This is a genomic window from Streptomyces sp. NBRC 110611, from assembly GCF_001590865.1.
In the GTDB taxonomy this organism is placed as follows: domain Bacteria; phylum Actinomycetota; class Actinomycetes; order Streptomycetales; family Streptomycetaceae; genus Streptomyces.
Map to the genome: position 1 here is coordinate 396,693 of NZ_BBUY01000002.1, position 26,863 is coordinate 423,555.

Genomic DNA, 26,863 nt, shown 5'->3' on the forward strand with positions numbered 1-26,863 from the left:
TCCAGCCGGGTCTCGAAGGCCAACGTCGTGCAGAGCCCGAAGTGACCAACAGCATGCGCTTCGGTCCGGGGCCCCGCGGTACGGATGGCCGTACAGGCCCGGCTGCCGCCTATGCGAGAGAGGCGATCGACTTGTAGCCCCAGCCGACCTTGACCGGGGCGCCGTCGGTGAAGCTGCCGGGGCGGGTCGGGTGGTACAGGAGGTCGCCGTTCTGGCCGTCGGCGGTGACCGCCCAGAGGTCGGGCACGCCGTCGCTGTTGGCGTCGCCGGGGGTGATGAGCATCGGCCGGTTGGTGCTGTGCCAGCTGCTGGCCCCGTACACACTGGGCGTGCCGCTGACCAGGCTGGCCGCCTTGGTGCCGCCGGCTTCCTCGTCGGCCTCGCCGCGGTAGAGGTAGATCTTCCCGTCCGCGTCGTCGCGCGCCATGAGGTCGACCGGGCCGTCGCCCGTCATGTCGCCGGGGGCGATGAGGGTGCGCTTGGCCCAGCCGCTGTCGGCGATGGGGTACGCCTCGGCGATGTAGCCGTACGGGTGGCCGACCAGCAGCCAGACGCTGTCGCCGACGCGGGCGAGCAGGTCGGGGTGGCCGTCGCCGGAGACGTCGCCGGCACCGGCGATCTGATCGATCTTGGCGGTGTCCAGCTGAGTGTCGAACTGTTCTATTTCCTGGCGGTTTTCGGTGTCGACGGCGCCGAATCCGGTGTTGGCGTAGACATACAGCTTGCCGTCGGGGTGACGGGCCACCAGGTCCTCGTACCCGTCACGCGTGTGATCGCCGCGGCGGGTGATGAGCGTGTCCTTGAAGCCGCTCCGGGCCGCGATCAGCCGGCTCCCGAACGCGCCATTGCCCGTGCCCGGGTACATGTAGAGCTTGCCGTCGAAGTCGGTGGCCCACTTGTCGGGGTGGCCGTCGCCGTTGAGGTCACCGGGCTTGTCCGTGACTCCGGCGCTGGAGGCGTAGAACAGGTACGCGCCGGTGTCGGAGCGGTTGCCCGCCCGATCCTCGCTGTAGGCGTGGACGACGTGGGGTCCGGCGTGGGTCGGGGTGAGTTTGACGTCCACGCTGCCGCCGGGCGTCGCGGGCTTGGCGACGCTGGTGGGGTTCTTCTGGTCCAGGCCGTAGACGTACTTGACGACGTCCTTGGCGCCTCCGTTGGAGAGGGTGAAGGTTCCGGTGGTACGGGCGGGGGCGCCCCAGGCCGGGGAGTCATCCCCGCCGGCGGCGATGGGGTACTCCTTCGAGGAGACGGCGGGCGGGGTGCTCGGCCGGTCCTTGTAGACGGTGAAGCGGCACGGCGGGGTCGGGGTCCAGGCGGAGACCGCCCGGCCGTCGTCGGCACGCACCTGCCAGGAGTACGACGTACGGTCCTTGAAGGTCGACTTGGGCACGGCGACCTTGGCGATGCTGCCGCTGGTCACGCTGACCGTCTTGTCGAAGACGTTGCCGGTGACACCGGTCTGCCACATGATGAAGCGGGCCTTGAGGCTGCCGCCGTCGGGGTCGCTGATCTTGGCGTGCAGCTGGACGTCGGTGTTGCCGATGGCCGGGTAGGGGTCGGCGTGGCAGGCGACGGCCGGGTTGGAGCCGTAGGCGGTCGGGGCGTTCGGCGGCCGGTTGTACTCGACGATCAGCTTCGGGTTGCTGTTGAACTTCTTCCAGCTGCTGGTGTCCGACTCATTGCTCGCGCGCAGGCCGAGCGTCATGTTGGACCACTTGTGCTTCGCCGCGTCCTTGGCCATGGATGTGACGTTGAAGTCGACGCCCTTGTCCGCGCAGCCGACGCTCTCGTTGCCGTGCGAGAAGTTCTTCGTCTCGATCTTCCGCGACCAGTTGGGCTGTTTGTTCCACGTGGTCGCGGAGGAGATACCACCGGTGTCCCAGATCTCCACGGGCTTGGCCGTGCAGGTCCACGAGTGCGTGTTGACGATGGTGAACTGGGCCTTGATCACCTCCGCACCCGCCAGTGACCGCGAGTCCATCTGGAAGAAGGAGCGGGCGGTGCCACCGGTCTCCCGCTCGTAGCCGACGCGGGCCTCGGTGGTCTTCTTCCCGGAGCCGCCCCAGCCGCTGCCGTTCCAGAAGGAGGAGTTGGGAGCCGGCTTGTAGGCGATGGTCCACGCCTGGCGTATGCCGCCGAAGGTCGGGTCGATATAGACGGGGAAGGTGGTGTCCTTGGCGGTCAGCAGGGACTGGTCGGGGGTCAGGGTCAGCTTGCCACCTGCGTACGACATGTCCACATCGGCGCTCTTCACACCGGGTTCGAGGTCACCTGAGGGCGCGGTGGCGGCCGCAAGGGTGCGGGGCCCCGCCAGGCCGTCATGCCTGTCCCGCTGATCGTCTCCATTGCCCTGGCCCTCCTTCGATGAGTCCCACATCCGTGGGGTGGCCGAGGCGAACAGCTCCTGGCCGGCCGGGTTCAGCGCCCGCAGCGTTCCGGCCTCCTTGTCCTCCTCGATGCGCAGCCCCTCCGCTTCGATCCCGAGGTGGAACTGCTTGAGCTTGGGGTTCTCGGCGGCCTCGGCGTTCTTGACGACGAGGACTTGACCGACCGTCTCGGCGGTGGCACGGACCTTCAGGTCGACGCCGGGCAGCACCTCGGGATAGGTCGCCTCGTTCTCGCTCAGATGCGGTTCGGGAAGCTTCTCCGGCCACTGCAACGACAGCTTGCGGTCCTGCTCGGTGAGTGTGGCGAGGGTGGTGTCCCCGCCTCCGGAGAACGTCACCTTCAAGGTGGTGGCCTTCGGCGCGATACGGCTGCCCGCGCGTTCCAGTGTGGCGTCGACCGGTACCAGCCTGCCGTTCTTACGGGCGCGTACCGGCTGCGCGTGCTGGGTCAGGGTGAGGGTGCCCGACGGGTTGGCCACGACCTCCTGCTTCTCCGTGCGCAGGGAGGTGACCTCCGCCGGTTTGCCGGTGCGGCGGGCCTGGTCCATCGCGTCGGCCTCGGTGCGGGTGTCGTGGTGGTCCGCGGCGTTGGTGACGGTCGACGTCCCGGTGGCGTCTGCGGCCGGTGCGAGCCCCAACCCGGCGGCGCCGATGACGAGTGCGAGCGCTCCGGCTCGTCTGCGCGGAGATCTGTGCGGCCGGGACCGACCACCCCTGAATATCACGAACTTTCCTCTCATCTGGGGCAAGTGCGTGCAGCAGGATACTTGGTCTGATCTTTGCTCAAAATTGGCCCTTCTGAACCGAGAGTGCGCTTGCAGGCTGAAATAAGCGCTTTTTGCAGGCAATTGCCCCTTGGTGTAAAACATGCAAGATCTTTACTCAACCCTAGGGGTGCCCTATGTCCACTTTGCGCGACTTCTGGTCGCGACGTCAGCGATGGAGAGCCACCGTCGCGGTGCTCTTCCTGTCCTTGCTCGTGCCACTGATAGGCAGCACCTCGCCTGCCGAGGCCAAACAGGCGGGACCGGACCTGCCCAAGCTCCAGCAGGAGCGGCCGGTCGAAGGCCGCAACTTCACCGGCCGGCACAAGGCGCAGAAGAACGGCGCCGGAACGCCCTGGCGGGCCCCCGGCGCCGAGTTGCCCAGTGGCCGCGCGCAGGTCGGCTTCGCGCCTGCGCCGGACACCGCAGCAGAACGCAAGGACCGCGACGGTCATGCTCAGGCAGGCGATCTGCCGGTCTCCGTGGCTCCGGCCGACCCCCCACGCGAGCCCGCCCCCAAGCGGGCGAAGCGTTCCGCCGACACCGAAGCCCCGGGTGGCTCGCTGGACGGCGTCACCGTCGAGATGCTGGACGCCAAGGGCGCGGCGAAGCTCGGCTCGGACGGCCCCGTCATCAAGCTGACCGGCACCGCCGACAAGGCCGAGAACTCCGATGAGCCGAACGACGCGAAGGCCCACGGTAAGGCCGGTGAGCAGGACGGCAAGACAAACCATCAGCAGGCCGAACAGCACGACGGCGACGCTCCCGAGGGCGGCGAAGGCGGCTCCCACGACACCGACGCCAAGGGCCCCGGCGAGGCAGGTGGTGCCGCACGGAAGGGCTCTTCGCCTGCCACCGGTCGTGCCGCGCCCCTCACCCAGGCCACGGCGATATCCGACGGCCAGCGGGCCCCGCCCCAGAAAGTGGCCGCCCCATCCCAGAAGGTGGACGTCGCCCTCGACTACTCGCCCTACTCCCAGCTCTACGGGGGTGACTGGGGCTCACGGCTGAAGCTCGTACAGCTCCCCGACTGCGCCGCCACCGACCCGGGCCGCGCCGAGTGCACCAGGCCCACCGAGATCGAGTCGCGGAACGACTCCGCCAAGCAGCGTCTGACGGCGCGGGTCGCGCTCTCCGCGAGCCAGCCGATGATGCTCGCCGCCTCGGCCGGCGCCGCAGGCACCACCGGCAGCTTCGGCACCACCGACCTGGCACCGTCCGGCTCCTGGAGCGCCGGCGGGATGACCGGCGGATTCTCCTGGACCCACCCGATCGAGGCCCCGGACGCTCCGGGCGGCCCCGAGCCCGAGATCCAGCTCGGCTACTCCTCCCAGTCCATCGACGGACGTACCGCCTCCACCAACAACCAGGCGTCCTGGATCGGTGAGGGCTGGGACTACCACCCCGGATTCATCGAGCGTCGCTACAAGTCCTGCTCCCAGGACATGGGCAAGGGTGCCAACAACAAGACCAAGACCGGCGACCTGTGCTGGTTCGCGGACTCTCTCATCCTGTCCCTGGACGGCGAAACCAACGAGCTGATCAAGGACGACAAGACCGGCACCTGGAAGCTGTCCGGTGATGACGGAGCCCGGACCGAGCTGAAGAAGGGCGCCGCGAACGGTGACAACGACGGTGAGCACTGGGTGCTCACCACCACCGACGGCACCCAGTACTGGTTCGGTCTGAACCGGCTGCCGGGCTGGAGTGCGGGCAAGCCCGAGACCAACTCCACGCTGACCGTGCCGGTCTTCGGCAACCACCCCGGCGAGCCCTGCCACGCGGACACCTCCGACAAGTCCGGCTGCACGCAGGCGTACCGCTGGAATCTGGACTACGTCGTCGACCCGCACGGCGACGCGATGAGCCTGTGGTGGGCCAAGGACACCAACCACTACGGCCAGCTGGGCAAGGCCGACAAGCCGGTCCGCTACGACCGTGCCGGGTATCTGACCCGAATCGACTACGGCCAGCGGGCCGAGTCCCTGTTCTCCGCCAAGGCCGCGGCGCGGGTGCACTTCACCACCGCCGAACGCTGCCTGCCGTCGAAGGACTTCGACTGCGCGGGCAACAAGCTCACCAAGGAGAACGCCAAGCACTGGCCGGACGTCCCGTTCGACCTCAAGTGCGACGCGGGAGCCAAGTGCACCAACAAGCTCTCCCCGAGCTTCTGGAGCACCAAGCGCCTGACGAAGATCACCACCGAGGCGCTGGTCGGTGACGCCTACGTCAAGGCCGACAGCTGGGAACTCAAGCACCAGTTCCCCAGGACCGACGGCACCAGCCCGGCGCTGTGGCTGGCCGCCATCACGCACACCGGCCACACCGGGGGCAAGGACACCGTCATGCCGCCGGTGACCTTCCGCGGCGAGATGATGGACAACCGCGTCGACGGCTTCGACGGTCTGGAGCCCTTCTCCCGCTACCGCATCCACGCGGTGGACACCGAGCACGGCTCGACCGTCGGCGTCACCTACTCACCGCGCGAGTGCTCGGCCATGCCGGACAACAAGAAGCTGCCCGCGTCCCCGCACGACAACGGCATGCGCTGCTACCCGTCCTTCTGGACCCCGGAGTGGGCCGACAAGCCCCTCCAGGACTGGTTCCACAAGTATGTCGTCACCGAGATCCGCGAAGAGGACAACGTCACCGACGCGCTGCCGAAGGTGACGTCGTACCAGTACCTGGGCTCCCCGGCCTGGGCGTACGACGACAGCGAGCTGACCGAGGACAAGCACCGCACCTGGAGCCAGTACCGCGGCTACGGCAAGGTCCGCACATACACCGGCCGTGAGGGCGACGGCAAGCGCGCCATGACCGAGGAGCTGTACTTCCGCGGCATGCACGGCGACCACCTGCCCGACGGCAAGAAGCGCACCGCACAGGTGGTGGACTCCGAAGGCGGAAAGGCCGACGACCTGCCGCAGTACGCGGGCCGGCCGCGCGAGCAGGTGACGTACCTGGACGAGGGCGGACAGGTGGAGTCAGCCACCAAGCTGACCCCCACGTCCAGGCTCGTCGCCACCCGCAACCGCACCGGCACCACCCCCGCCCAGGCGTGGGACGTCAACCCCCACTCCACCGAGGAGCGCGCACGCCAGTCCGACGGCACGTGGCTGCGTACCAAGGAGACGACGTCGTACGACGAGTACGGCCAGCCGACCCGGACGCACGACCTCGGGGACATCACCGACCCGGACGACGACGCGTGCACGACCCTCACCTACGCCCGCAACACCGACAAGTGGATCCTGGAACTGGAGTCCCAGGAGAAGACCGTCACCGGCGCATGCGACGCCACGGGCGGCGAAGTCGTCTCCGACACCCGTACGTTCTACGACGGCAAGCCCTTCGGCGCGGCGCCGGAGAAGGGTGACATCACCTCCGTAGAGGAGATGACCGGGGACGGCAAGGGCTACCAGGTCGCCGAACGCACCGAATACGACGTGCACGGCCGCCCGACGGCCGGCTGGGACGTGGACGGCAACAAGACCACCACCGCCTACACACCGGCCAAGGGCGCGAACCCGACCAAGACGGTGGTGACCAATCCGCTCGGCCACACCGAGACCACCTCCGCCGATCCCGCGCTCGGGGTCGTCACCTCGGTCGTCGACACCAACGGCCGCCGTACGGACGCCGAACACGACGGCCTCGGCCGAGTGGTCAAGTTCTGGGACATCACCCGTGACAAGGCCAAGGACTCGCCGAGTGCCGAACTGAGCTACGACATCAGCAAGACGAGTCCATCGACCGTCACGGTCCGGACACTGAAGGACAACGGCTCCTACGCCACCGGCATCGAGATCTACGATGGCCTGCTGCGCGAGCGCCAGACGCAGGACGACGCGGTCGGCGGCGAACGACTGATCAGCGACGTCTTCCATGACACGCACGGCCGGGCCGTCAAGCAGAACAGCAGCTACTTCAGCGAAGGAGCCCCGAGCCGGACGCTCCTCGTCGTCGGCGACAACAAGGTGCCTCACCAGAGCGTCACGGCCTACGACGGCCTTGGCCGTCCGGTCCAGCAGACGACCCGGCGCTACGGCGACGACCAGCACACCACCACCGCCGAACACCACGGAGAACGCACCACGATCGTGCCCTCCCAGGGAGGCACGGTCAGCACGGCCTTCACCGACAGCGAGGGCCGCACCACCAAACTGCGCGAGTACCTCAATGCCGAGCGCAGCAAGTGGAATGACACCTCCTACGCCTACAACCGCAAGGGCCAGCTGACCAAGGTCACCGACCCCGACGGCAACGACTGGACGTTCGAGTACGACGCCCGGGGCCGCCAGATCAAGGCGACCGACCCGGACGCCGGCACCACGACCACCACGTACGACAAGGATGACCGCCCGGTCACCGTCACCGACGCCCGCGGCAAGAAGGTCTCCGCCACCTACGACGCGCTGGACCGTCCCACCTCGCTGCGCGAGGGCGGACCCGACGGGCCCAAGCTCGCCGAGTGGACGTACGACAGCCTCCTCAAGGGCCTGCCCGCCGCGTCCGTCCGCCACCACGGCGGCAAGGAGTACCGCAGCGAGGTCACCGGCTACAACCAGGCCTACCAGCCCACCGGTTCCCAGATCGTGATCCCCGACTCCGAGGGGAAGCTCGCGGGCACCTACGCCTACGAACACGGCTACACCAAGGGAACCGGACTTCCGCTGTGGACGAAGGCACCTGCCGTCGGTCCGCTGAAGAAGGAGCTGCTGGCCACCCGCTACAACAGCGATGACCTTCCCACGGGCCTGGGCGGTCTGTCGGTGTACGCCTCCAACCTGCAGTACTCCGCCTCCGGTGAACTGCTGCGCAGCGAGGCGGGCGAGTTCGGCAAGAAGGTGTACACCACCTCGTTCTACGACGAGCACACCCGCCAGCTGACCCGCACGGTCCACGACCGCGACAGCAAGGACACCAAGAACAGCCGGATCGACGACACCAACTACACCTACGACCCGGTCGGCAACATCACCAGGATCGCCCGGATCCCGGGTGCGTCGATGCCCGACGGGGGCCGACCCGACACGCAGTGCTTCACCTACGACGCACTGCGCCGGATGACCGGTGCCTGGACGGCGACCGACGCCTGCGCCAAGGTCCCGTCCAAGGAGAACGTCGGCGGCCCGCAGCCGTACTGGCACAGCTACGGCTACGACGCGGTGGGCAACCGGACCAAGCTCGTCGAACACGACACCAGCGGCAACATCGCCAACGACATCACCCGCACCTACAGCTACCCGGGCAAGGGCAAGGACCAGCCCCGGACGCTCACCAAGGCCGAGTCCAAGGGCCCGCAGGGCACCTCGGCCAGCACCTACGCGTACGACGCCGCAGGCAACATGACGCTGCGCCAAGTGGGCGGCAGCATCCAGAAGCTCTCCTACGACGCCGAGGGCAACCTCGCCAAGATCACCGAAGGGGACAAGACCACCGAGAACCTCTACGACGCCGACGGCGAACGCCTCATCCACCGCGCCGCCGACGGCAGCACCACGCTCTACCTCGGCGACACCGAGCTGACCGCGGACAAGGACGGCAAGCTCACCACCACCCGCCACTACCAGCACCCCGACGGCGCCGTCACCGTACGCACCGTCGAGGACGGGGACGGGACGTACGGCAAGGGCACACTCCACCTGCAGCTGACCGACCACCACGGCAGCGGCACCACCCAGGTCGGCCTGGGCCAGGAGGGCCTGCCGGTCGAGCGGCGCCTGCTCACCCCCTTCGGCACCAACCGCGGCGCCAAGCCCGGCACCTGGGCCGGCAACCGCGGCTTCGTCGCCGGACGCGAGGACGAACACACCGGGCTCACCCAACTCGGCGCCCGCGAGTACGACCCGACCACCGGGCGCTTCATCTCCGTGGATCCGCTGATCGACTTCGGCAATCCGCAGCAGATGAACCCGTACGCCTACGCCAACAACGCACCGGTCACCGAATCCGACCCGGACGGCCTCATCTGGGGCCTCGTCTTCCGCGTGGGCGGCAAGATCGCCTCCAAGCTCTTCAAGGGCGGCAAGAAGGGCGTCAGCAAGGGCAGCAAGGGGAAGAGCGCCAAGCCCAACAAGGGTCCCTCCGCGGCCCAGAAGGCCCGGGCCCGGGAAATCGCACGCCAGCGGGAGGCCGTGAGGCGCATGCAGCAGCAGCTGCGACGGGCGGAAGCCCGGGCTATCCGCGAGGCTGCCCAACGCGCCAAGCGGGCCAAGGCGAACGCACTGCGCCAGCGGGCGAAGGCCAAGCAGCGCACGGCGAACAGGGCAGCACCCAAACGCGCGTCGAAGTACCGCTACGTAGCCAAGCAACGGCCCAAGCCGCGCTCCAAGCCCACCTACCGTCCCAGGAACAGGCCGGCGCCGAAGAAGGCCCGCCCACAGGGCTCCCGCCAGATCAAACGAGAGGTCAAGAACGAGGTCAAACAGCAGGTCAAGGAACAGGTCAGGGAGGCGGTACAGCCGTCGGGCTGCCCGACCGCCAACAGCTTCGTACCCGGCACGACCGTCCTGATGGCCGACGGCAGCCGTAAACCCATCGAGGACATCAAGACCGGCGACAAGGTCCTGGCCACCGACCCGGAAACGGGTGAGACCAAGGCCGAGTCCATCGTCGCCACGATCATCGGCAACGGCAGCAAGGAACTCGTCAAGATCACCGTCCGCGCGGACGGCGACAAGGACGGGGGCCAGGCCTCCAACGGCGCGCTGATAGCCACCGACGGCCACCCCTTCTGGGTCCCGGACCTGAAGAAGTGGGTCGACGCCGGCGATCTGGAGCCCGGCATGTGGCTCCAGACCAGCTCCGGCACGTGGGTCCAGGTCAGCGCGGTCCGGGCGTGGACGCAGAACGCGACCGTCCACAACCTCACTGTTGAGAGCACCCATACTTTTTACGCCGCTACGGGGGCGGGGCAGGGGCTTCTCACCCACAACTGTGGTAGTGGCCCTGTAGAGGTCAGGGTTCCGGACTGGGCCACCGATAAAGAAGCCAAACAGTTCGCGGCCTATGTGGACGCTGCAAACGATGCGCTGAAGAATGGACACCTCTCACCGACAGGCCGGGTATCCACGGCGGGCTCCATCCGCCGGGAAGCCGCGCGTATGGCCGCCAGGGAGCGAAAGCGTGCAGCTGGTGCAGGCGCTCCGTACCAGGGAGTTGCCGGCCATGCTCCAGATGCAATGTGGCTGGGGCATGGAACACCGCCGACATGGATCGACATGTCCAAGCGGGTCAACAGTAGCCTCTCCGGACAAGGGCAGCGTTACCCTGTCGGTTACAAGCCCACTAAATTCGTTCTCATAGGCCGGAGAGGGTAATGACCGACTGGACTGTCGAGTTGACCAGGATGTCGGCTGCCAAGCAGCTGCTCCGCGAGAACGACACCGAAAGCCTGTGGAGGCATGAAGCACCCAGGACACCAGCAACCCCGGAACGCCTACAAGCAGTAGAGCGGAGCATCGGCCGCACACTTGACAGCGACTACGCCTCCTTCCTGCTGCAGGCTGACGGCTGGCCGGCAATCCTGCAGGACATCGATCTGTTCGGCACGGGCGAACTGCTGGGGTCACAGGTTTTCAGCGAGGCACGAGAACTGATGGAAACCCTGGAACCGGAGGTACTCGAAACCTCGAACATCACTCCAGAATCGGCTCTACCGATTGGCGCTTCAAGAACCGGTATTGATATGTTCCTGATGCCGCAGGCGGCCAGCGGAAATCCAGCACCTGTGATCTGGATCGCCGGATACGAGGTCGAACGGTACCGGACGTTCTCCGACTTCTTCAGAGGAATGATCGACCACAATCTCGAAGAAGTGAACGACCTCCGGACATAACCATCGCGGCCTGGAAGCGGCTGCGCGAGCAGCCATAACGCACGAGCCGCAGGTGCCGTCAGCAACACCCCTGGTGCCTGAGGCCGCACACGCGAGGCGCGGTGTCCAACAAACCGGATACCGCGCCTCGCCCCCTCGGCCGCGCCATTGCCCCGAGCGGCCCCAGCACACACCGAGGTCGCCGTGGTGGAAAGTCCTGCACCCCGGTAACAGCGGAGGCTATGCCGAATAGGCAATCCCGAACGATGCACCGCCCAACAGGACAAGGAGGTAAGGAGCTGTCGTGAGCTACCATGCGACCGATCTCATGGGTGAGTCCATTGACGAGCCCGATGAAAGCCAGATCCGCGCCCTCGTTCAGAGCCTGTCGCAGGCCGATGACGAACACCCGGATGTGTCGTTGAACCACGAATCCGGATGGTCGTTGAGCGCCTTCCGGGACGGGCTCGTCATCTGGGAGAACGTCGAGGACGAAGACGCCGACGAACCAGGTGAGCTGGAAGGACTGAGCCAGGACGAGATCGTCCAGCTCTTCCTCCGCCTCGCTCGGGGCGACATCGCAGGCATCAACGAGCTCGCCTGGCAGCGCGACCAACCAGGCACTTCACAGCGGTCACCGGTGCGGTGGAATTCTGTTCCGCCGCACCGGTCTTCCTCGGCTGTCCAGGCCACCCTCACGGACAGCAGGCCAACTGCGGCGCGCTGATCGCCACCGACGGCCACCTCTTCTGGGTCCCGGACCTGAAGAAGTGGGGCGACGCGGGCGAAGAGTCCGTGGATCTCGACGTCCAAGTTGCCCTCGATCGCGTTCGGCAAGTACAAAAGGGAAATGGCGTGGTAGCCATTGGCCTCCGGCTCATCAACTCCCTTGCGGCGGATGTCTCGGGCAGCCCCTTCCACAGCAGGCGGCACAATGCATGGGCCCGGAAGGATCAGGAAGTCCTCATCTTCCAGAGCATTCCGGCACGGGCCATCACACGTCACGGGCAAGGAGGCTGATAATGAACAACGAACTCATGCACGCGCTCGACGAGGCATGGGATCCCGATACGGGATTCCTTGGTAAACTGCGGGACGGCATCTTCGACCGAGCCGCCGGCGCGGAGTACGTACAACTCCTCGGACGAGTAGCCCCGTTCGACGGCATGGTGGACAGCGAGTTGGTACGACTCATCTGGTTCGCGCCCATGTTCACCGAGTGGCAGATCGACCGCGCGGCCAGGACCGAAGAGGAGAAACTGGAACTCTCCCGGATCTCAGACAGAATCCAGGAGAAGGTCATGGAGATCATCGGCGTCCCGTAAGAGTCGCCTGGGTATCTCCCCAAGGAGAGTTCGCCCCTCCCTCACACCGGTGCGGCGGAATTTGGTTCCGCCGCACCGGTTTCCTGTGGCTCACAGGCCACCTTCACCCAGAAATTCCACATTCCGTAAGGGGCATATCGTGCGCCGTGCAACGAAGATCGTTTCAATCACCGCTGCCGCCGGACTGGCGGCAACCTGGCTCACCGGTTGCGCCGGCGACGTCAAGAGCGAATTCGACAAGCTGGACGCCAAGGAGTTCGAGGTCGTCTACGAGGTGACCGGCAGCGGCGTGCAGACCATCACCTACGAGGAGGGCGGCAAGGGCGAACTCTCCTCGAAGTCGGTCGATGACCCGAAGGTGCCGTGGAAGAAGGAGATCACCATGACGGGCGTGGCCACCTCGCCCAATGTCAGCCTCATCCTGGGCGAGAAGGGCGGCCAGGCGGACTGCGTGATCACCATCAACGGCAAGGAGGCCAAGCGCGCCACCGCCAAGGGTGGGTTCGGCACGGCCAGTTGCGTGGCCGCTTCCCCGGCCGGAACCTCCTCGTGACCACCGCGGAGACCGGCAATAGGACGGTGGGAGTGACGGACGCCGAGCCGGCCGTCACTCCCACCGACGGACCCAGCGCGCGTGAGCGGATGCGGGCCGAGCGCGCGGCGTCGGCCAAGCGGGCCCGGCTGCGCAAGCGCGGCCTGCTGGCCGGGGCCATCGTCGCCCTCGCCGCCGCGGGCGCGGTCTACTTCACCGACCGGGCGCCGGAGGACGAGGCCGAAGGGAAGCCACTGATCGTGCCCGCCAACACCGCTGGGGAGCAGCGGACTTCGATCGTCTACGGCAAGCCGGATGCCCCGCACACCCTGACCGTGCGCACGGCGCTGAACTGCCGGAGCTGCCGCAAGGCGGAGCGGTCCTTGGGCCCGGCCATGCGCCAGCTCGCGGACCAGGGCACGTACAAGATCGAATACCGACTTGCCGCCTCCCCCGACGGCGCCGTCGGCGACAAGCAGGACCGGCACGCCCTCAACGCCCTCGGCGCGGCCGCCAACACGGACGTCGGAAAGTTCGCGCAGTACCTCGGGGCGCTGCTCATCGGGGACGACAGCGCGGCCTCGGACGAAGGCCTGCTGCACCTCGCCGGCCGGGTCGACGGATTGCGTACCCCCGCCTTCGACCGGACCGTACGAGAGCTGACCTATCTCCCCTGGGTGAACAAGGTCATCCGCACCCACGACACCAAGACGCCCGGCTTCCCCTCCCTCGCCCTCGACGGCGCCCCGCTCCCTCTCGACGCGGACAACGGGCAGCTCATCGACGAGCAGCGATTCCACCGGCTGGTACGCGAACGACTCTCTGTCTCTTGATCGTTCTTGGGCGTCATCGTGCCCCGAGGACTGGACCTCCAGGTTCCACCCGACGTGCGACGTTCAGAAACCACAGTAACGGGGTACAGGGCGCAGTCGATCCGGCGTCGTCGTTCGAGCAGGCTGGGGAAGAGACTGCCGGTGCGGACCTTGAGGATCGCCAGGTCCAGATCCCCGGCCTGCGTGGGCAGCGTCTTCCCACGGTGGCCGTTACGGAGGTTGGTACGGGTCTCGGTGTGCTCGAAGGCCGCTTCCTCGGCGGCCGGCCACCCTACGGCTACCGGATCGTCGACGCCGGACCGCACCGGAACCCAGCCAAGGCAGCCGACGGCAGGCGCCTTCACCGGCTCGAAATCGATCTCGTCGCCGCTCCAATCGTCCAGCGCATCTTCAGGCAGTATGTCGAGGGCCGTGGCTTCTACGCCATCGCCGAAGGGCTGACCGCCGACGGCATCCGGTGCCCGTCCGCACATGACCCGGCGCGTAACCGGCACCGGGAAGGCCTCACCTGGACCAAGGCAGCGGTCCGCACCATGCTCGTCACCCCCGCTACACCGGCCACCAGGTCTGGAACAAGCAACGCAAACAGGAAATCCCCCTCGACGTCGACGACGTCGCGCTCGGCTACGAGACCCGGATGCGATGGAAACGGCTCCGACCCATGGATACAGTCCAAGGAAATCGTCCACCCGCCCGTCATCGACCGCGCCGACTTCCACCGCGTCCAGGAAGTGATGACCGCGCGCGGCACCAGCCGCCGCATCACCAAGGAATGCCGGGGCCGCTGCCACAACTACCAGCTGCAGGGACTGGTCGACTGCGGGCTCTGCCAGCGCGTCACGGGCACGCAGTGGTCGCACGAGACGGCCTACCACCGGTGCCGCCTTCCCCTCGAGTACGCGCTGGCCAACAAGATCGCCCATCCCCGCAACATCCTGTTCCGCGAGCAGGACGTCGTACCGCGGCTCGACCGCTGGATCTCTCTGCAGTTCGCCCCCGGCCACAAGGCCGCCACGATCGAGCGGATGCATCAGACCCAGCTGAAGCGCGCACAGACGGCCGACCTCCGCTACTGCGACGCCAAGCCCGCCCTGCTCCCCCGCACCCGAATCGCCGAGCTCGTCGAAGCAGCAGGCGACACGGCAGACGTGCTGCGCACCGCCGCGAACGGGAAGAAGAACCGGTTGTACCGGGCGCTGGGGCTGCGTATGACACACCAGCCCGCGAAACGCGTCATGCGGGTCGAGATTGCTCCCGACCCGCATGACGCTGGTCAGTGGAAAGTGTCCGAGGTCCGAGTTGAACCTTGCACACATGCCGGTGATGCGGGGCGAATTGTGGCTGCCGTAGCCGCGGTCTCGGATCCTCGGAACGAGCCACAAACACCAGACCTTCTGCGGCCTGGGAAACACGCCGATTGTGAGGAGGTCAGCGTGTCTGCCGAAACGCGAGTCAGCTGACTTCCGATCACTGGTGCGGCGTCGCAGCCCGGGATAGCCGATACGGCCGTTGTCGAGAGGCGCAAACCCTTGTTCGGCATAGGGTTGCCATTGTGGGTAGGTCGGCCTCTGCCCGCGCTTGTCGTGCACAGACCATCGAGGGATTGCTGCGTCAGCTTGGGTCGTGGGGCGCATGCAGCTGCAGTCCGTCTCACAATGGTAGACCCGACTGCCATACGGCGAAGGACAGTTGGTCTACCGACAGCTCGATGGCGCGGCTCATGGCGCGTGCTCCGTGACCGACGTCGGGCTCGACTCGCAGGAGCGTAAGCCCCCGCCCATCATCGGCAGGCGCGGGACCGACGGCGTGCTGAAGAGCCGCGCACATCTTGCGTGCGTGGAGTGGATCCACGATGCCGTCGCCTTCGGAGACCGTGAAGAGGACGGCTGGGTAGTCCACCCCCTCTCTGACGTGGTGGTAAGGCGAGTAACCGAGCAGCCAGCCGAGTTCTTCAGGGGCTGACGCTGAGCCGTACTCGGAGGTCCAGGACGCGCCGAGGCCGGAGTTCTCGTAGCGCACCATGTCCAGGACCGGTCCCGCGCACAGAACCGCTCGGTAGCGGTCGGGGCACTGCGTCAGTGCGGCACCGACCAGCAGCCCGCCGTTCGACTCGCCACGGATCACCAGTTGGGACGGCGTGGTCCACCCCTCCTGGCACAGAGCTGCTGCTGCGGCGTGGAGATCGTCGATCGACTTCTGCTTGTGAGCGCGTGCGCCCGCACTGTGCCAGTCAGCCCCTTCCTCACCCCCACCCCTCACATGGGCCACCGCATAGACACCGCCCGCCTCAACCCACGCGACAACCTCTGGCTGGTACAAGGGTTTGTAGGTCAGGCCGAACCCGCCGTATACGTAGAGGAGGGTGGGGCGGGGATGCCGAGTCGTGTCGTGCGGCGCGAGAACCGTGATCCGCACCGGCGTGCCGTCCGCTGAGGCGCAGACGGTGTGCAGCATGGTGCCGGGGGCAGGGCTCGGTCAGACACTTCTGCGGCCTCTCCCGAGCCAGAAGCCCGAAGCGACACAGGCCCCGGCAGCAACGGCGAGCGTTAGCACCTTGTGCTTGTTGTGGACCAGCCCAGCCGCACTGGTTAGCACTGGAACCCTCTTCACTCGCACGTCAAAGGTGTCGCCGCCGTGGGTTGGATGGTCGTCCGCCGTGGCAGGCGGTGACATGGTCGACTCCGGAGACGCGGTTGACTTCGGAAGAAAGTCACCATCGCTGTCTTCGGAAATCGCGTGAAGCGCGGCGTTGGTCTCCTTCCAGCGCCTACGCCAGGAGATAGTGTCGCCCCCACAGGCACTGACGTAGGCCAGGGTAACTTCCAGGCTGGGGAGGCTGATCCCGCGGGCAGCCTCCGAGAGCGTGGTCCCCGAGTAATTGGCCCGACTTGCCAGTAACCGGTAGGAAGGATTCCCTACCGACTTTCTCAGCGTCCGTAACTCGTAGGCAAAACTCTGCAATGGCCCATCGGCCGGATTTATACGCGTCTCTGGCCTTCCCATTTTCCCCTCGACTAACTTCACGCGACGCACAACATGGCAACACGCGTCGCTGGGCGGCTATTTCTGTTTCGCCAAGCGCATCCAGTACAGACTCGGCCGCGGTACTCAGAAAGTGCGGGCATCACCTCAGGGTGTTGACGATGCCTTCAGGTACGCCTAGAGAGTGCCGCGGTGGGAGACCATGCAGTAGCAGTGGTCCACCGACATTCCGCACAGTGGGCAGTTGACGCGATACCAGGCACATGCGATCTAGCCAAGTTTCGGCTCGAACATGGGCCAATCTCGGCAGCAGCGTCGCCAGATGCTCAACAAGGAGGGCGGCAACCCTCGGTCGGCAGGCAGCGCGGGCGGGCATGGCATTGGCGTTCCCCCTTCATGTCGATACCCGCGAGCCCCGACAGCGCCCCTAGAGGAGGCCGGCCTCAGGAGCGCCCGCTCCGCCACCGCATGCATGCCGTTCACCCCGCCCGATATGGGCGCCCCGACCTGCGACACAGGGCATCGCCTGACCGCGAGCAGTTCGCATGTCCTCCTGCGCCACCTTGTGCCACTTGAGCACCAAGAACACTCTGGTGGCGCCACACTCACCCCAACGTACACCCCAGTGGCGAATCTTCGTCAACTACAGTTACCGGAAGGCCGCCATCCGCCAGCCCGCCACACACTGAAGTTGGCGAGTTTTCGTTCATGACAAGGAAGCGCCAGACGTGACAGACGAAGAAATGCACACCTTCGCGGAGCTCCTGGACCACCTGTTCAAAGAGGTCCATCCGCCTGAGCGCGGACCGTATACGTACGCCGAGGTGGCCAAAGCGATCCAGAAGACATCGGGGGGAGAGAGCAGGGGGCTGACTGCGAGCGCGATCCAGCAGCTTCGTACCGGAGTCAAGAAGAACCCGACACGGCACACGATCAAGGCCCTGGCGGACTTCTTCGGTGTACCAGCGGGCTACTTCTTCGACGAAGCAACAACTGAACGCGCCAAAGCCGAGATCAGACTCCTTGCCGCCATGCGGGACCAGGACGTGCGGAAAGTCGCCCTTCGCGCAAATGGGCTGAGCGTCGACAGTCTGAAAATGCTGTCCACCGTGATCGAGCAGGCACGGCGCCTCGAAGGACTGCCGGGCGACGCGATGACCGAGAACCTCGACTTGGACGACTAGAGCGCCACCCGATTATGCGCCTCCAGCACGATTGATCGAGACCTCTTGGATCACCCCGGGGGATCGCCTAAACTTTCGACTAATCGGGGAAGAGTCTGCAACCACCCTGGACTGCCATCACGGCTGTGTCCAGGGCGCCAGGCCCAGCATCTTCAGGAATGACCTTGGATCCTGAGCAGCTCCGCGCCGTGTGCGAACAACGCGTTCGAGCCCTTCGGCTCCCACATCGCTTCACCACCCGCGACCTTTGCGATGCCGTAGCGGACCTGCGGGGTCGACCTATCGTCCTCAAGCCCCTGAGCACACTGGGGCTGATAGATGCCCCCTGCGGGATCCGGCTCGAGACACCGGACGCCGATCTCCTCTTCTACGAGGAAGGGACATCCTCCCTTCATCAGAACCACATCCTCGCCCACGAGGTGAGCCACATCATCTGTGATCACCCCGGCAGCCTGGAGCTGGACCAGGACGCCGTTCGGGCCATCGGCTTCAATCCCACGCTTGTTCAACGCATGTCCGGACGGACGAGCTATACCTCACAAGACGAACGCGAGGCGGAGATGATGGCAACCGTCATCCGCCAGCGCATCTACCACGGACGTGAACTCCCCCCAAGCCAGCCCGCCCGGGGCACCGAACGCTGGGAGGCTCTCTTCGCCCCACCACGTAAGAAGGGTCGCCACCAACCGTGATCAACTTACTCTTCTCGGGCGTGGCGATAGCCCTGCTCCTCGCCGCCGGATACTGGATCCGGGGACGCGGCGGTCACAGACCGGCCGGCACTTGGGCGATGGCCGCGCTGCTGCTCTGCTTCGCCTTGGCCTTCGCGTCATATGTGCCCATCGTGCAAAGCACCGTCGAAAGAATCGTTCCCCAAGTCGCCCGATTACTGAGCAACTCATTCGCCCTAGCTGCGGCCACCTCCGTGCTGGCCTTCATGTACCAGCTCAACCTGGAGGCGGAAGAGGCCCGGCGGCGCATCCGTCGCCGCGTAATCCTCCTCACATGCGCGATCGCAGGAATGACCGCGCTGTTCACCGCAGAACAGATGACGCACCACTCGCCGACTCCCCATGCCCTCTACGTGCTGATCTACATCACGTACCTGGGCTACACCGCCAGGGACTTCCTACAGCAGACCTGGGAACAGTCGAAGCGTTCGCGGCGCGCGAGCCAGCGCACCGGACTTCGCATCACGGCCGCGGGATGCGGCTTTGCCCTTCTGTACGCGGCGTACAAGGTGTTCGGCGCCATCTCCCTTGGGCTCGGCCTGAATCTCTTGCCGGCCCACGCCCACGCCTCCTGCACGACACCCGTTACCCCCGTTCGCTGCACGTTCAGCGTGGCCTCACCAGCCCTGGCCGTACTCTTCATCACCGTCGGGCTCACTCTCCCCGCGGTCATCTGGCCAGTCAGCCAGTTCCTCCGCCGCCGATGGGAAAGGCGGTCATTCGCCACGCTCGGGCCGCTGTGGCACGACATCACCACAGCGGCCCCCGAGGTCGTCCTCGACGTCGGCACATCGGACACGAAGAAGCGCGCACATGATTTCGACTTCCTCCTCCACCGTCGTGTCATCGAAATCAACGACGGCATCCTCGCACTTCGTCCCTACCGGCCCGTGCGCGTCCAGCAAACTGCAGAACGAATGGTTGACGCCAGCAGGTGCCAGGTCGGCACCCCTCAAGGCGCCGCGATCGTAGAGGCAGCGGTGCTCACAGCAGCCGTGCGTACCAGAGTCGCCGGGGGGACACCGCCCGACTGCACGGCTCCGCCCGCCGTGTGCAGCGCCTCTCGCGACGGCAGCCTGCGCACCGAAACCGAGTGGCTCCTGCTCGTCGCTCACGCATATGCACATAGCGAGACAGTCAGCCGCGCTGTCACCGACGTCACCGACTCATTGGCAGAATCATGAACGACCCCTTGACCGACCCGCAGTTCTTCACCAACCCCTACCCCACCTACACCCGGTTGCGCAGCACAGCTCCCGTGCACAAGGTATCCACCGGTTCCGAGGGACGCTGCAGCTACCTGGTCACCGGCTACGCGGAGGCACGGGCGGCGTTCGCCGACCCTCGGCTGTCGAAGGACACCGCGCGTTTCTTCGCTGCTCGGCCCTCGGGGCGCAACCTGCACCCCGCCGTTGCTCAGAACATGCTGGCCATCGACCCGCCGCAGCACACGCGGCTGCGGCGGGTGACGGCGAAGGCGTTCACCACGGGCGCCGTCGCACGTCTGCGCCCGTACATCACCGAAGTGGTCGGCAACCTGCTCGACGCATGGAGGCCGGGCGGGCAGGCGGATCTGGTGGCTGACCTCGCTGTACCTCTGCCCGTCACGGTGATCTGCCAGATGCTGGGCGTACCCGAGGACGACCGCACACTGGTGTCCCAATGGTCGAACGACCTCTTCGCCGCCGGACAGCCCCAACGCATCGACGCCGCTTCCCATGCCCTCGCCACCTACATGACCGAACTCGTCACGTCGAAACAGAAGAGGCCCGACCAAAGCCTCCTGCACGACCTCATCACACACAGCAGCGGCGACGACGGCTCCCTCACCCAGGACGAAGTCGTCTCGCTGGCCGTGCTCCTGGTGGTGGCCGGCCACGAAACCACCACCAACCTCATCGGCAACGCCACCCTGGCACTTCTCCAGCACCCAGCCTCGCTCGCACAACTACGAGTCGAACCAGGGCTGATGAGCACCACACTCGACGAACTGCTGCGCTTCGACTCCCCCATGAACATCGCCACATTCCGCTACAGCACCGAACCACTCACCCTCGGCGGAACCGAAATCCCCGCCGGCGTGCCGGTACTCATCGCCCCCGGAGCCGCCAACCGTGACCCTGCGCGCTTCCCCGACCCCGATCAACTCGACCTCGGCCGAGACGCCAGCGCCCACCTGGCCTTCGGCCACGGCATCCACCGGTGTCTGGGGGTGCCGCTCGCCCGAGCCGAGGCGGAGATCGCACTCCGAGCGATCATCGAGCGCTTCCCCAACATCCGCCTCGCCGCCAACGGCGAAGACCTGGAATGGCGGCAAACGCGCCTGATGCGCGGCCTCAAATCCCTACCCGTTGCTCTGTAGCCAGGCTCATGTCGGCGCCGCCTGAAAAGTAGCTCTGGATTGCTATTGGCGCTGGAGCCACATTTCACCTGGCGCCCACAGTGCTTAGTCCGCAGACATCTCTCCATGGCGGCGACTGTGCACCGCACCGACCACGCCCGGCAGGACAAGGACGGGATCCGACTCGTATCCCTTCAGCCGATATGAACCCCCACGCCACACTTGGACAACAGTGCAGGTCACAGCCCTGACGCTACGTGCACCAAACCCTGAATCCACACAATCTCCACATGAACCCGACACGAACCCCCACGCCCGCACTCGGGAGAAACCCCAGGTCAGCACACTACTCCGCCAAGAGCGCACGACACCCATTTCGGCCACCCACCTGGCCTCCTCACGCAAAATGCCTGGTCAGCGCACTGACCAGGCATTTTAGGGTGTGTGTCCGAGGGGGGACTTGAACCCCCACGCCCGATAAAGGGCACTAGCACCTCAAGCTAGCGCGTCTGCCATTCCGCCACCCGGACTAGGTGTGATCTTCGCGGGGTGTTCCCCGCGGCGACATGGATAACAATACCAAGGTTTTGGAGTGCCTTTCACCTGCGTATCCGTGTGGGGCAGCAGGGGCGTCTCGGGGTGGAGTGTGCGGTGCGGCGGACCGGCGGTGCGGGGGCGGTTCGTCGCGTGGTCTGACCGGCAAGTGGCGGGGCGGCCGCCCTCCGGGGAGGTGATCATTGGCGGGGTGATGGGGTTTGCGGCAGGGGTTCCCGGGGCTGGGGGTGTTTGTGTGGGGTGTTTGTGTGGCGTTGGCGGGGCTGACCTGGTCCAGGGGTGGGGCCGGGTGAGCATGGTATGGGTCGCCGCGGAGAAGAGTAGGCAGATCGCGGCGCCGGTCCACAGCGCTGGTTGCCGGAGCCGGGGAATCCGTCGATGGCGAAGTCGGAGAGACGGGGTCGGGCTTCGGTGGGCAGGGTGGCCGGCGGGCGGGTCGGGGCACCGGCGTTCATGCCGTTCGCCAGGTTGGTGGCGCTGCCCTGGTACGCGGGGAAGCCGGCCGGCCCCTCGTCCTGGCAGTTCGGTACGAGTGCGCCAGGGTCGAGTCGGACGACGGCGCCGAGCAGGATGACGTCCGAGGCCAGCGCGCTCACCAGGGGTGCGGCTCTACGGAGGGCCACGCCCACAGCGGATGTTCGCCGGCGGCCGATCAGGGCGGCCAGCGAGTCGCGAGTGAGCATGGAGTCGGCGAGGGCCGGCGAGGGTGTTGCCTGTAGCCGTGTGCTACCTAGCTACTACTGCAACGCGTGGAGCGATGCGTACATGCACTCTTATTGCTGCGTTCGGTGTCGATATGGCCGGGGCTGGCCGAGTTCACTCGGATGCGGTGGTTGCTCGGCCGCTCGGCGGCGAGTTTGAGCTTGTTCTCGCTGTTCCTCGCTGTTCCTTGCTGTTCCTTGCTGTGTTCGGGGATGGGCGGTTCGCGTGGTGGCCGGGCCGCGTTGCCGTCGAGGTGGGTGGTGGCGTTCGGGGTGTTCTGCGTCATGGGGTCTGGACGGTCGTGCCTCCGCAGCACGGGTGGGTGGCCTGTGGCCGCTTCACGTTCCTGGGCAATAGGTGGGGTTGATCAGGTGAGCGTCGTGATGTGTAGTGCCGGAGCATGAGGAGAGGCGATCCGGTGGCTACGGCATGAGGTGGTAGTCGGGGAAGTTGCCCGGCAGGCGTTCGGAGGTCGGGCCCTCGGTCACGGCGTGGACGAGGAGCTCACCGCCGACGAAGGCGCCGCTCCAGGAATTGCCGAAGCCGCCGAAGAGCTCGTCGCGGTCGCCGCGGGAGCGGGGCTTGCCGTGGCCGACCTTGAAGGCGCGGATCTGGGGGGCCAGGCGGGCGTAGGTGTCGGGATCGTCGGTGGAGAGCGTGGCGACCAGGGCACCGTTGCTGGCGTTCATGGCGGCGAGCAGCTCCGCCTCGGTGTCGACCAGGACGATGGTGTCGACAGGGCCGAAGGGCTCGGCGTGGTGGAGGGGGGAGGACGGCGGTGGGGCCAGAAGGGTGGTCGGGGGTAGGTAGGCGGAGGTGTCCTGGCCGGGGAGGAAGTGGCCGTCGGCGAGGGCTCCGCGGTGGAGGGGGACGGCACCGCGGGAGACCGCTTCGGTGGTGAGATCGTCGAGCTCCTTGGCCTTGGCCGTGTTGATCAGGGGCCCGAAGTCGAGTTCGGGGAGCGGGGCGGCGGGGTCGGGGACGGCCAGGGGGTGGCCGAAGCGGACGCTGCGTACGGCCGGGAGGTAGGCGGCGAGGAAGTCGGCGAAGGCGTCGCGCTGGACGACGAAGCGGGGGTAGGCGGTGCAGCGCTGCTTGGCGTAGTCGAAGGTCTTGCGGAGGAGCGGGGTGAGGGTCGGCCAGTCGGAGTAGTTCCAGATGCCCCAGGTGTTGAGGCCCTCTTGTTCGAGGATGTGGCGTTTGCCGAGGTCGGCGACGGCGGTGGCGACGCGGGCGCCGGTGTCCCGGCCGCCGACGAAGGAGACACAGCCGATCTCGGGTGAGCGGACGAGGGCGGGCGAGAGTTCGCCGCCACTGCCGCTGACGAGCGTGGCGGGGACGCCCTCGCGGGCCGCCAGGGCGCAGGCGAGGGTGAGGCAGGCCAGACCACCGTCGGTGGGCGTCTTGGCGATCACCGCGTTGCCGGCCAGTGCCTGGACGAGCATCGCGTGGATCAGCACCGACATGGGGTAGTTCCAGCTGGCGATGTTGCTGACCGGGCCGGTCAGCGGAGTGCGGCCGTCGATCATTCGGTCGACCTCGGAGAGGTACCAGCGGACGCCGTCGATCGCGCGGTCGACATCGGCCCGGGCGAGCTTCCAGGGCTTGCCGATCTCCCAGACGAGGAGGAGAGCGAGCAGTTCACGGTGTTCGGTGAGGGCGTCGAGGGTGGCGCCGATCCGGGCCTTGCGCTCGGCGAGCGGGGTCTGCCGCCAGGCACGGTGCTGATCGAGGGAGGCGCGTACGGCGTGCCGGGCGGCATCCGCGTCGAGGCGGGGCGGGCCGGCGATGGGGGTGCCGTCGACGGGGCTGGTGGCGGGCAGCGGGCGGCCGTCCGCATGCCAGGCGGCGGCCCAGAGGTTGAGGGCCTGATCGTCACGGAACGCCTCGGGGGCGACGGCGAGGCTGCGCTGCCAGGCGTCCTGCCAGGACGTACCGGGCTTGAGGGTGAGGGCGGCCGGGGTGATGTCGTCGGCTTCTGCGGTGGGGGCCATCGTGTGTCTCCGCTCTGACTCTCGGTGCACGGTCGGGAGGGCAGGGTGGTGACGAATCGGCCGGCTCCCTGGGGAGCCGTTACCAGTCGGTAGCGGGGGCGGGCCGGGTGGCACGGGGCTGCGCGACAGCAGGTATAGAGAGTGTCACTCGGCGTGGGCTGCAGGGCCAGTCCGCTGCGCTTGGCTGGCTTCCCACGTTGTCGGCCGTCCCGCCGTGGGGGATTTCGCCGTTGCGCCCGTCGTGGCGCCCCCGCACGTTTTCGGCTTTCCCGCCGCGGGGGTTTCTCGCCGTGGCGCCTGCGGCGGGCGTGGGTTTGTCGGGTGCGGGTGCGCCCCTCCGGACTGCCGTCCTGCGGTCCGGAGGGGCGCACCCGTGACGTACAGCCCCGCGCAGCGGAATCCAGCCCGCCGCCAGGCGCCACGGCGGGAAAGCCGACAACGTGGGAATCAGGCCAAGCGCAGCGGTCAGGCCTGGCCCTGCGTACGATCGGCGATCGCGCGGTGGTGGCGGACCACCTCGTCGATGATGAAGTTGAGGAACTTCTCGGCGAATGCCGGGTCCAGCCGGGCGTCCTCGGCCAGCCGGCGCAGCCGCGCGATCTGGGCGGCCTCCCGGGCGGGGTCGGCGGGCGGCAGGCTGTGCCGGGCCTTGAGCTCCCCGACCTGCTGGGTGCACTTGAAGCGCTCGGCGAGCAGATGCACCAGTGCGGCGTCGAGATTGTCGATGCTGCCGCGCAGGTAGAGCAACCGCTCGCGAGCCTCCTGGTCGGCGACGGAGGCCGCTTCACCGGCCGCCGGTGCTGTGCCTTCGCTCATGTGCCACTCGCCATTCGTGCTCGTTCGGTGATCGAGTGCACACTACCCGGCCGGGCCCGGCGGGCGGGCACAGTCTCGCGGACCGGACATCTGACGGTTGGCGGAGACGTGTCAGCTGCGGCCGGGATGCCCGGTGGCAGGCTCCCCCACAGAACCCACCACCGGGCCGCTTGACGCGGACCGCGCCCACGCACCCGGGGCTCGGCCTCGGCGTAGGCCCATACCCAGGTGCCCACCGATCCATCCCTCCGCACTCCTCATAGTGCCGAATGCCACATCGGCGGCTTTGCGTGCCATGCCAGATCCCCGCAGCCCTCAACGACTGGGAGGATGAGGTCAGTTGAGCTGGGACGGCCGATCATCGATCACGGCTGCCGGCCACCCGCCACCGGACGGGCGGTCAGACGGACAGGGGTCAGACGGACAGGGAGGGGCCGGATGCGGGGCGACACAAGCATGAGCAGGGGCGTGGGCATGGGCAGGCGTAGGGGGAAGGGCGGGGGCGTGGGTGTGGGCGCGGGCGGTATCTCGATCACGGGAGCCGATGTCGCCGTCGTCGGCGGCAGTATCGCCGGCTGTGCCACGGCGCTCGCCGCCCATCGCGCCGGTGCCGCACGGATCACCGTTCACGAACGCACCGCCGGTCACCTCGCCGACCGTGGCGTCGGGCTCGCCATGCACAATGACCGGTACGCCGAGCTGACCGCTGCCGGATACCTGGACGCGGCCACGCCTTGGGTGCAGCTGACCACCCGCCGCTGGTACGTCCGCGACGGCAACGCGCCGCTCGGCCGGCAGATCGCAGCCCTGCCCTTTCCGTTCCGCTCGTACTGCTGGGGCCCACTCTGGCAGGAGTTACGCCGTCGGCTGCCCGCCGGCACCTCCTTCCGGTCCGGGGTGACGGTCCGCGCGGTCGATGACGATCCGGATGGCGCGCGGCTCACGCTGGACGTCAGCGACGAAGGCGTGGGCAGGGACGGAGAGGGGAACGGGGGCGGGGAGGGTGGCAGGGAGGGGGGCCGGGGGCGGGATGGCGGCGGCGGTGGGGACGGAGCGCGTACGGCGCGTTTCGACCTGGTCATCGGTGCCGACGGCTATCGCTCAGTGGTTCGCGAGGCAGCGTTTCCCGCTATCCGGCCGCGCTACGCCGGCTACCTGGCCTGGCGCGGCGCGGTCCCTGCCGGCCGGCTTGCGGAGCTCGACTTCCCTGGTCTTCCCGCACACCCGTGGCTGGAGGAGGACTGTATCTACGGTGTCTTCCCCGGCGGGCACGTCATCATCTACCGCATTCCGGACGGCCACGGCGGACATCACGTCAACTGGGTGCTCTACACCACCCCGCCCGCCGGTCTCGGTCTGGACCTGGATACGCCCACGAGTCTGCCACCGGGCACCCTCGCCGATGCTCTGCACGCCCATCTTGACTACGTCACCGGGGAGTTGCTGCCTCCTTTCTGGGGTGGTCTGGTGCGCCTGACGCCGTCCGAGGAACGGTTCATCCAACCGATGTACGACTTCACGGCGCCGCGCTACACGGCGGGCAGGCTGCTGCTGGCGGGCGACGCGGCCACAGTCGTCCGTCCGCATACCGGTGCCGGCGCGGTCAAGGCGCTGCAGGATGCCGCGGCGCTGGAGACCGCACTGCGCTCACTCCCCCAGCGCCCGGACGCACTGGTGGATTACGGTGCCGAGCGTGGCGCGACCGGTCGCACGATGGTCGAACTGGGGCGGCGGCTGGGCCGGTTCCTGGTGCAGGACACCCCTGACTGGCGCTCGCTGGACCAGGACGCGGTGGCGAAGGCGTGGGCGGCGGCCGATGGCTCGGGCGCCTTCGGCGGCCGCGCGCTGGCGCGGACACGTGCGGAGGACGTGCCTCGATGACACGCTCGGACGGCCGC

Annotated in this window: 17 protein-coding genes, 1 tRNA gene and 1 pseudogene; 12 read left to right on the forward strand and 7 right to left on the reverse strand. The window is 67.3% G+C overall.

What is annotated here, in order from left to right; all coding sequences use genetic code 11:
• Positions 1-109 precede the first annotated feature (109 nt).
• Positions 110-3,112 carry a DNRLRE domain-containing protein gene (locus AZE13_RS06265; protein WP_258527616.1) on the reverse strand — a complete coding sequence of 1,001 codons (3,003 nt, stop codon included), beginning with the start codon at positions 3,110-3,112 and terminating at the stop codon, positions 110-112.
• Positions 3,113-3,288: 176 nt separating this feature from the next.
• On the opposite strand from AZE13_RS06265, the gene AZE13_RS06270 reads away from it, so the two are divergent.
• The 6 genes from AZE13_RS06270 to AZE13_RS06295 all read left to right on the forward strand — a co-directional run bounded on the left by AZE13_RS06270 (position 3,289) and on the right by AZE13_RS06295 (position 13,660).
• On the forward strand, positions 3,289-10,473 hold the full coding sequence (locus tag AZE13_RS06270) for a polymorphic toxin-type HINT domain-containing protein (RefSeq protein ID WP_147264617.1): 7,185 nt from the start codon (positions 3,289-3,291) through the stop codon (positions 10,471-10,473).
• Positions 10,473-10,991 (forward strand): SMI1/KNR4 family protein, encoded by a 519-nt coding sequence (locus tag AZE13_RS06275; RefSeq protein WP_066927803.1) that lies wholly within the window; start codon positions 10,473-10,475, stop codon positions 10,989-10,991. Before AZE13_RS06270 ends, AZE13_RS06275 begins: the two co-directional genes overlap by 1 nt.
• Before the next feature lie 283 nt (positions 10,992-11,274).
• Positions 11,275-11,697: a hypothetical protein gene (locus tag AZE13_RS06280; RefSeq protein WP_066927805.1), complete on the forward strand. Its 423-nt coding sequence runs from the start codon at positions 11,275-11,277 to the stop codon at positions 11,695-11,697.
• 295 nt (positions 11,698-11,992) lie between these two features.
• Positions 11,993-12,295, forward strand: coding sequence for a hypothetical protein (locus tag AZE13_RS06285; protein WP_066927807.1), 303 nt, complete (start codon positions 11,993-11,995; stop codon positions 12,293-12,295).
• A 139-nt stretch (positions 12,296-12,434) separates the two neighbouring features.
• Positions 12,435-12,848 carry an MmpS family transport accessory protein gene (locus AZE13_RS06290; protein ID WP_066927809.1) on the forward strand — a complete coding sequence of 138 codons (414 nt, stop codon included), beginning with the start codon at positions 12,435-12,437 and terminating at the stop codon, positions 12,846-12,848.
• Positions 12,845-13,660 (forward strand): thioredoxin domain-containing protein, encoded by an 816-nt coding sequence (locus AZE13_RS06295; RefSeq protein ID WP_066927811.1) that lies wholly within the window; start codon positions 12,845-12,847, stop codon positions 13,658-13,660. The genes AZE13_RS06290 and AZE13_RS06295 overlap by 4 nt, the downstream gene beginning before the upstream one ends.
• A gap of 77 nt (positions 13,661-13,737) precedes the next feature.
• Here AZE13_RS06295 and AZE13_RS36720 read toward each other — a convergent pair.
• A pseudogene (locus AZE13_RS36720) lies at positions 13,738-13,905 on the reverse strand (transposase); the annotation flags it as partial.
• Between AZE13_RS36720 and AZE13_RS06300 the strand changes: the two are divergent.
• On the forward strand, positions 13,897-15,120 hold the full coding sequence (locus tag AZE13_RS06300; RefSeq protein ID WP_066927814.1) for a recombinase family protein: 1,224 nt from the start codon (positions 13,897-13,899) through the stop codon (positions 15,118-15,120). The pseudogene AZE13_RS36720 and the gene AZE13_RS06300 overlap by 9 nt on opposite strands.
• A 190-nt stretch (positions 15,121-15,310) precedes the next feature.
• On the opposite strand, the gene AZE13_RS06305 is transcribed toward AZE13_RS06300, so the two are convergent.
• Positions 15,311-16,114: a prolyl oligopeptidase family serine peptidase gene (locus AZE13_RS06305; RefSeq protein ID WP_066927816.1), complete on the reverse strand. Its 804-nt coding sequence runs from the start codon at positions 16,112-16,114 to the stop codon at positions 15,311-15,313.
• Between the two features lie 1,256 nt (positions 16,115-17,370).
• Here AZE13_RS06305 and AZE13_RS06310 point away from each other — a divergent pair.
• From AZE13_RS06310 to AZE13_RS06325, 4 genes are all read left to right on the forward strand, one after another.
• A complete protein-coding gene (locus AZE13_RS06310) occupies positions 17,371-17,826 on the forward strand; it encodes a helix-turn-helix domain-containing protein (protein ID WP_066927818.1) in 456 nt (151 codons plus the stop codon).
• A gap of 164 nt (positions 17,827-17,990) precedes the next feature.
• Complete coding sequence (locus tag AZE13_RS06315) at positions 17,991-18,518, forward strand: regulator component (protein ID WP_079123754.1); 528 nt, start codon at positions 17,991-17,993, stop codon at positions 18,516-18,518.
• Positions 18,515-19,741 carry an MAB_1171c family putative transporter gene (locus tag AZE13_RS06320; protein ID WP_258527617.1) on the forward strand — a complete coding sequence of 409 codons (1,227 nt, stop codon included), beginning with the start codon at positions 18,515-18,517 and terminating at the stop codon, positions 19,739-19,741. The genes AZE13_RS06315 and AZE13_RS06320 overlap by 4 nt, the downstream gene beginning before the upstream one ends.
• Positions 19,738-20,919 (forward strand): cytochrome P450 family protein, encoded by a 1,182-nt coding sequence (locus tag AZE13_RS06325; protein WP_066927820.1) that lies wholly within the window; start codon positions 19,738-19,740, stop codon positions 20,917-20,919. The genes AZE13_RS06320 and AZE13_RS06325 overlap by 4 nt, the downstream gene beginning before the upstream one ends.
• 424 nt (positions 20,920-21,343) lie before the next feature.
• Here AZE13_RS06325 and AZE13_RS06330 read toward each other — a convergent pair.
• From AZE13_RS06330 to AZE13_RS06340, 4 genes are all read right to left on the reverse strand, one after another.
• A tRNA-Leu gene (locus AZE13_RS06330) sits at positions 21,344-21,428 on the reverse strand.
• Between the two features lie 755 nt (positions 21,429-22,183).
• Complete coding sequence (locus AZE13_RS36235) at positions 22,184-22,441, reverse strand: hypothetical protein (RefSeq protein WP_147264618.1); 258 nt, start codon at positions 22,439-22,441, stop codon at positions 22,184-22,186.
• A gap of 136 nt (positions 22,442-22,577) precedes the next feature.
• Entirely contained in the window at positions 22,578-24,149 is a 1,572-nt protein-coding gene (locus AZE13_RS06335) for an aldehyde dehydrogenase family protein (protein WP_066927822.1), read from the reverse strand.
• 465 nt (positions 24,150-24,614) lie between these two features.
• Complete coding sequence (locus tag AZE13_RS06340; RefSeq protein WP_066927824.1) at positions 24,615-24,965, reverse strand: chorismate mutase; 351 nt, start codon at positions 24,963-24,965, stop codon at positions 24,615-24,617.
• 474 nt (positions 24,966-25,439) lie between these two features.
• Here AZE13_RS06340 and AZE13_RS06345 point away from each other — a divergent pair, with 474 nt between their 5' ends.
• Positions 25,440-26,846: an FAD-dependent monooxygenase gene (locus AZE13_RS06345; protein ID WP_181690266.1), complete on the forward strand. Its 1,407-nt coding sequence runs from the start codon at positions 25,440-25,442 to the stop codon at positions 26,844-26,846.
• The last annotated feature ends 17 nt before the right edge of the window (positions 26,847-26,863 follow it).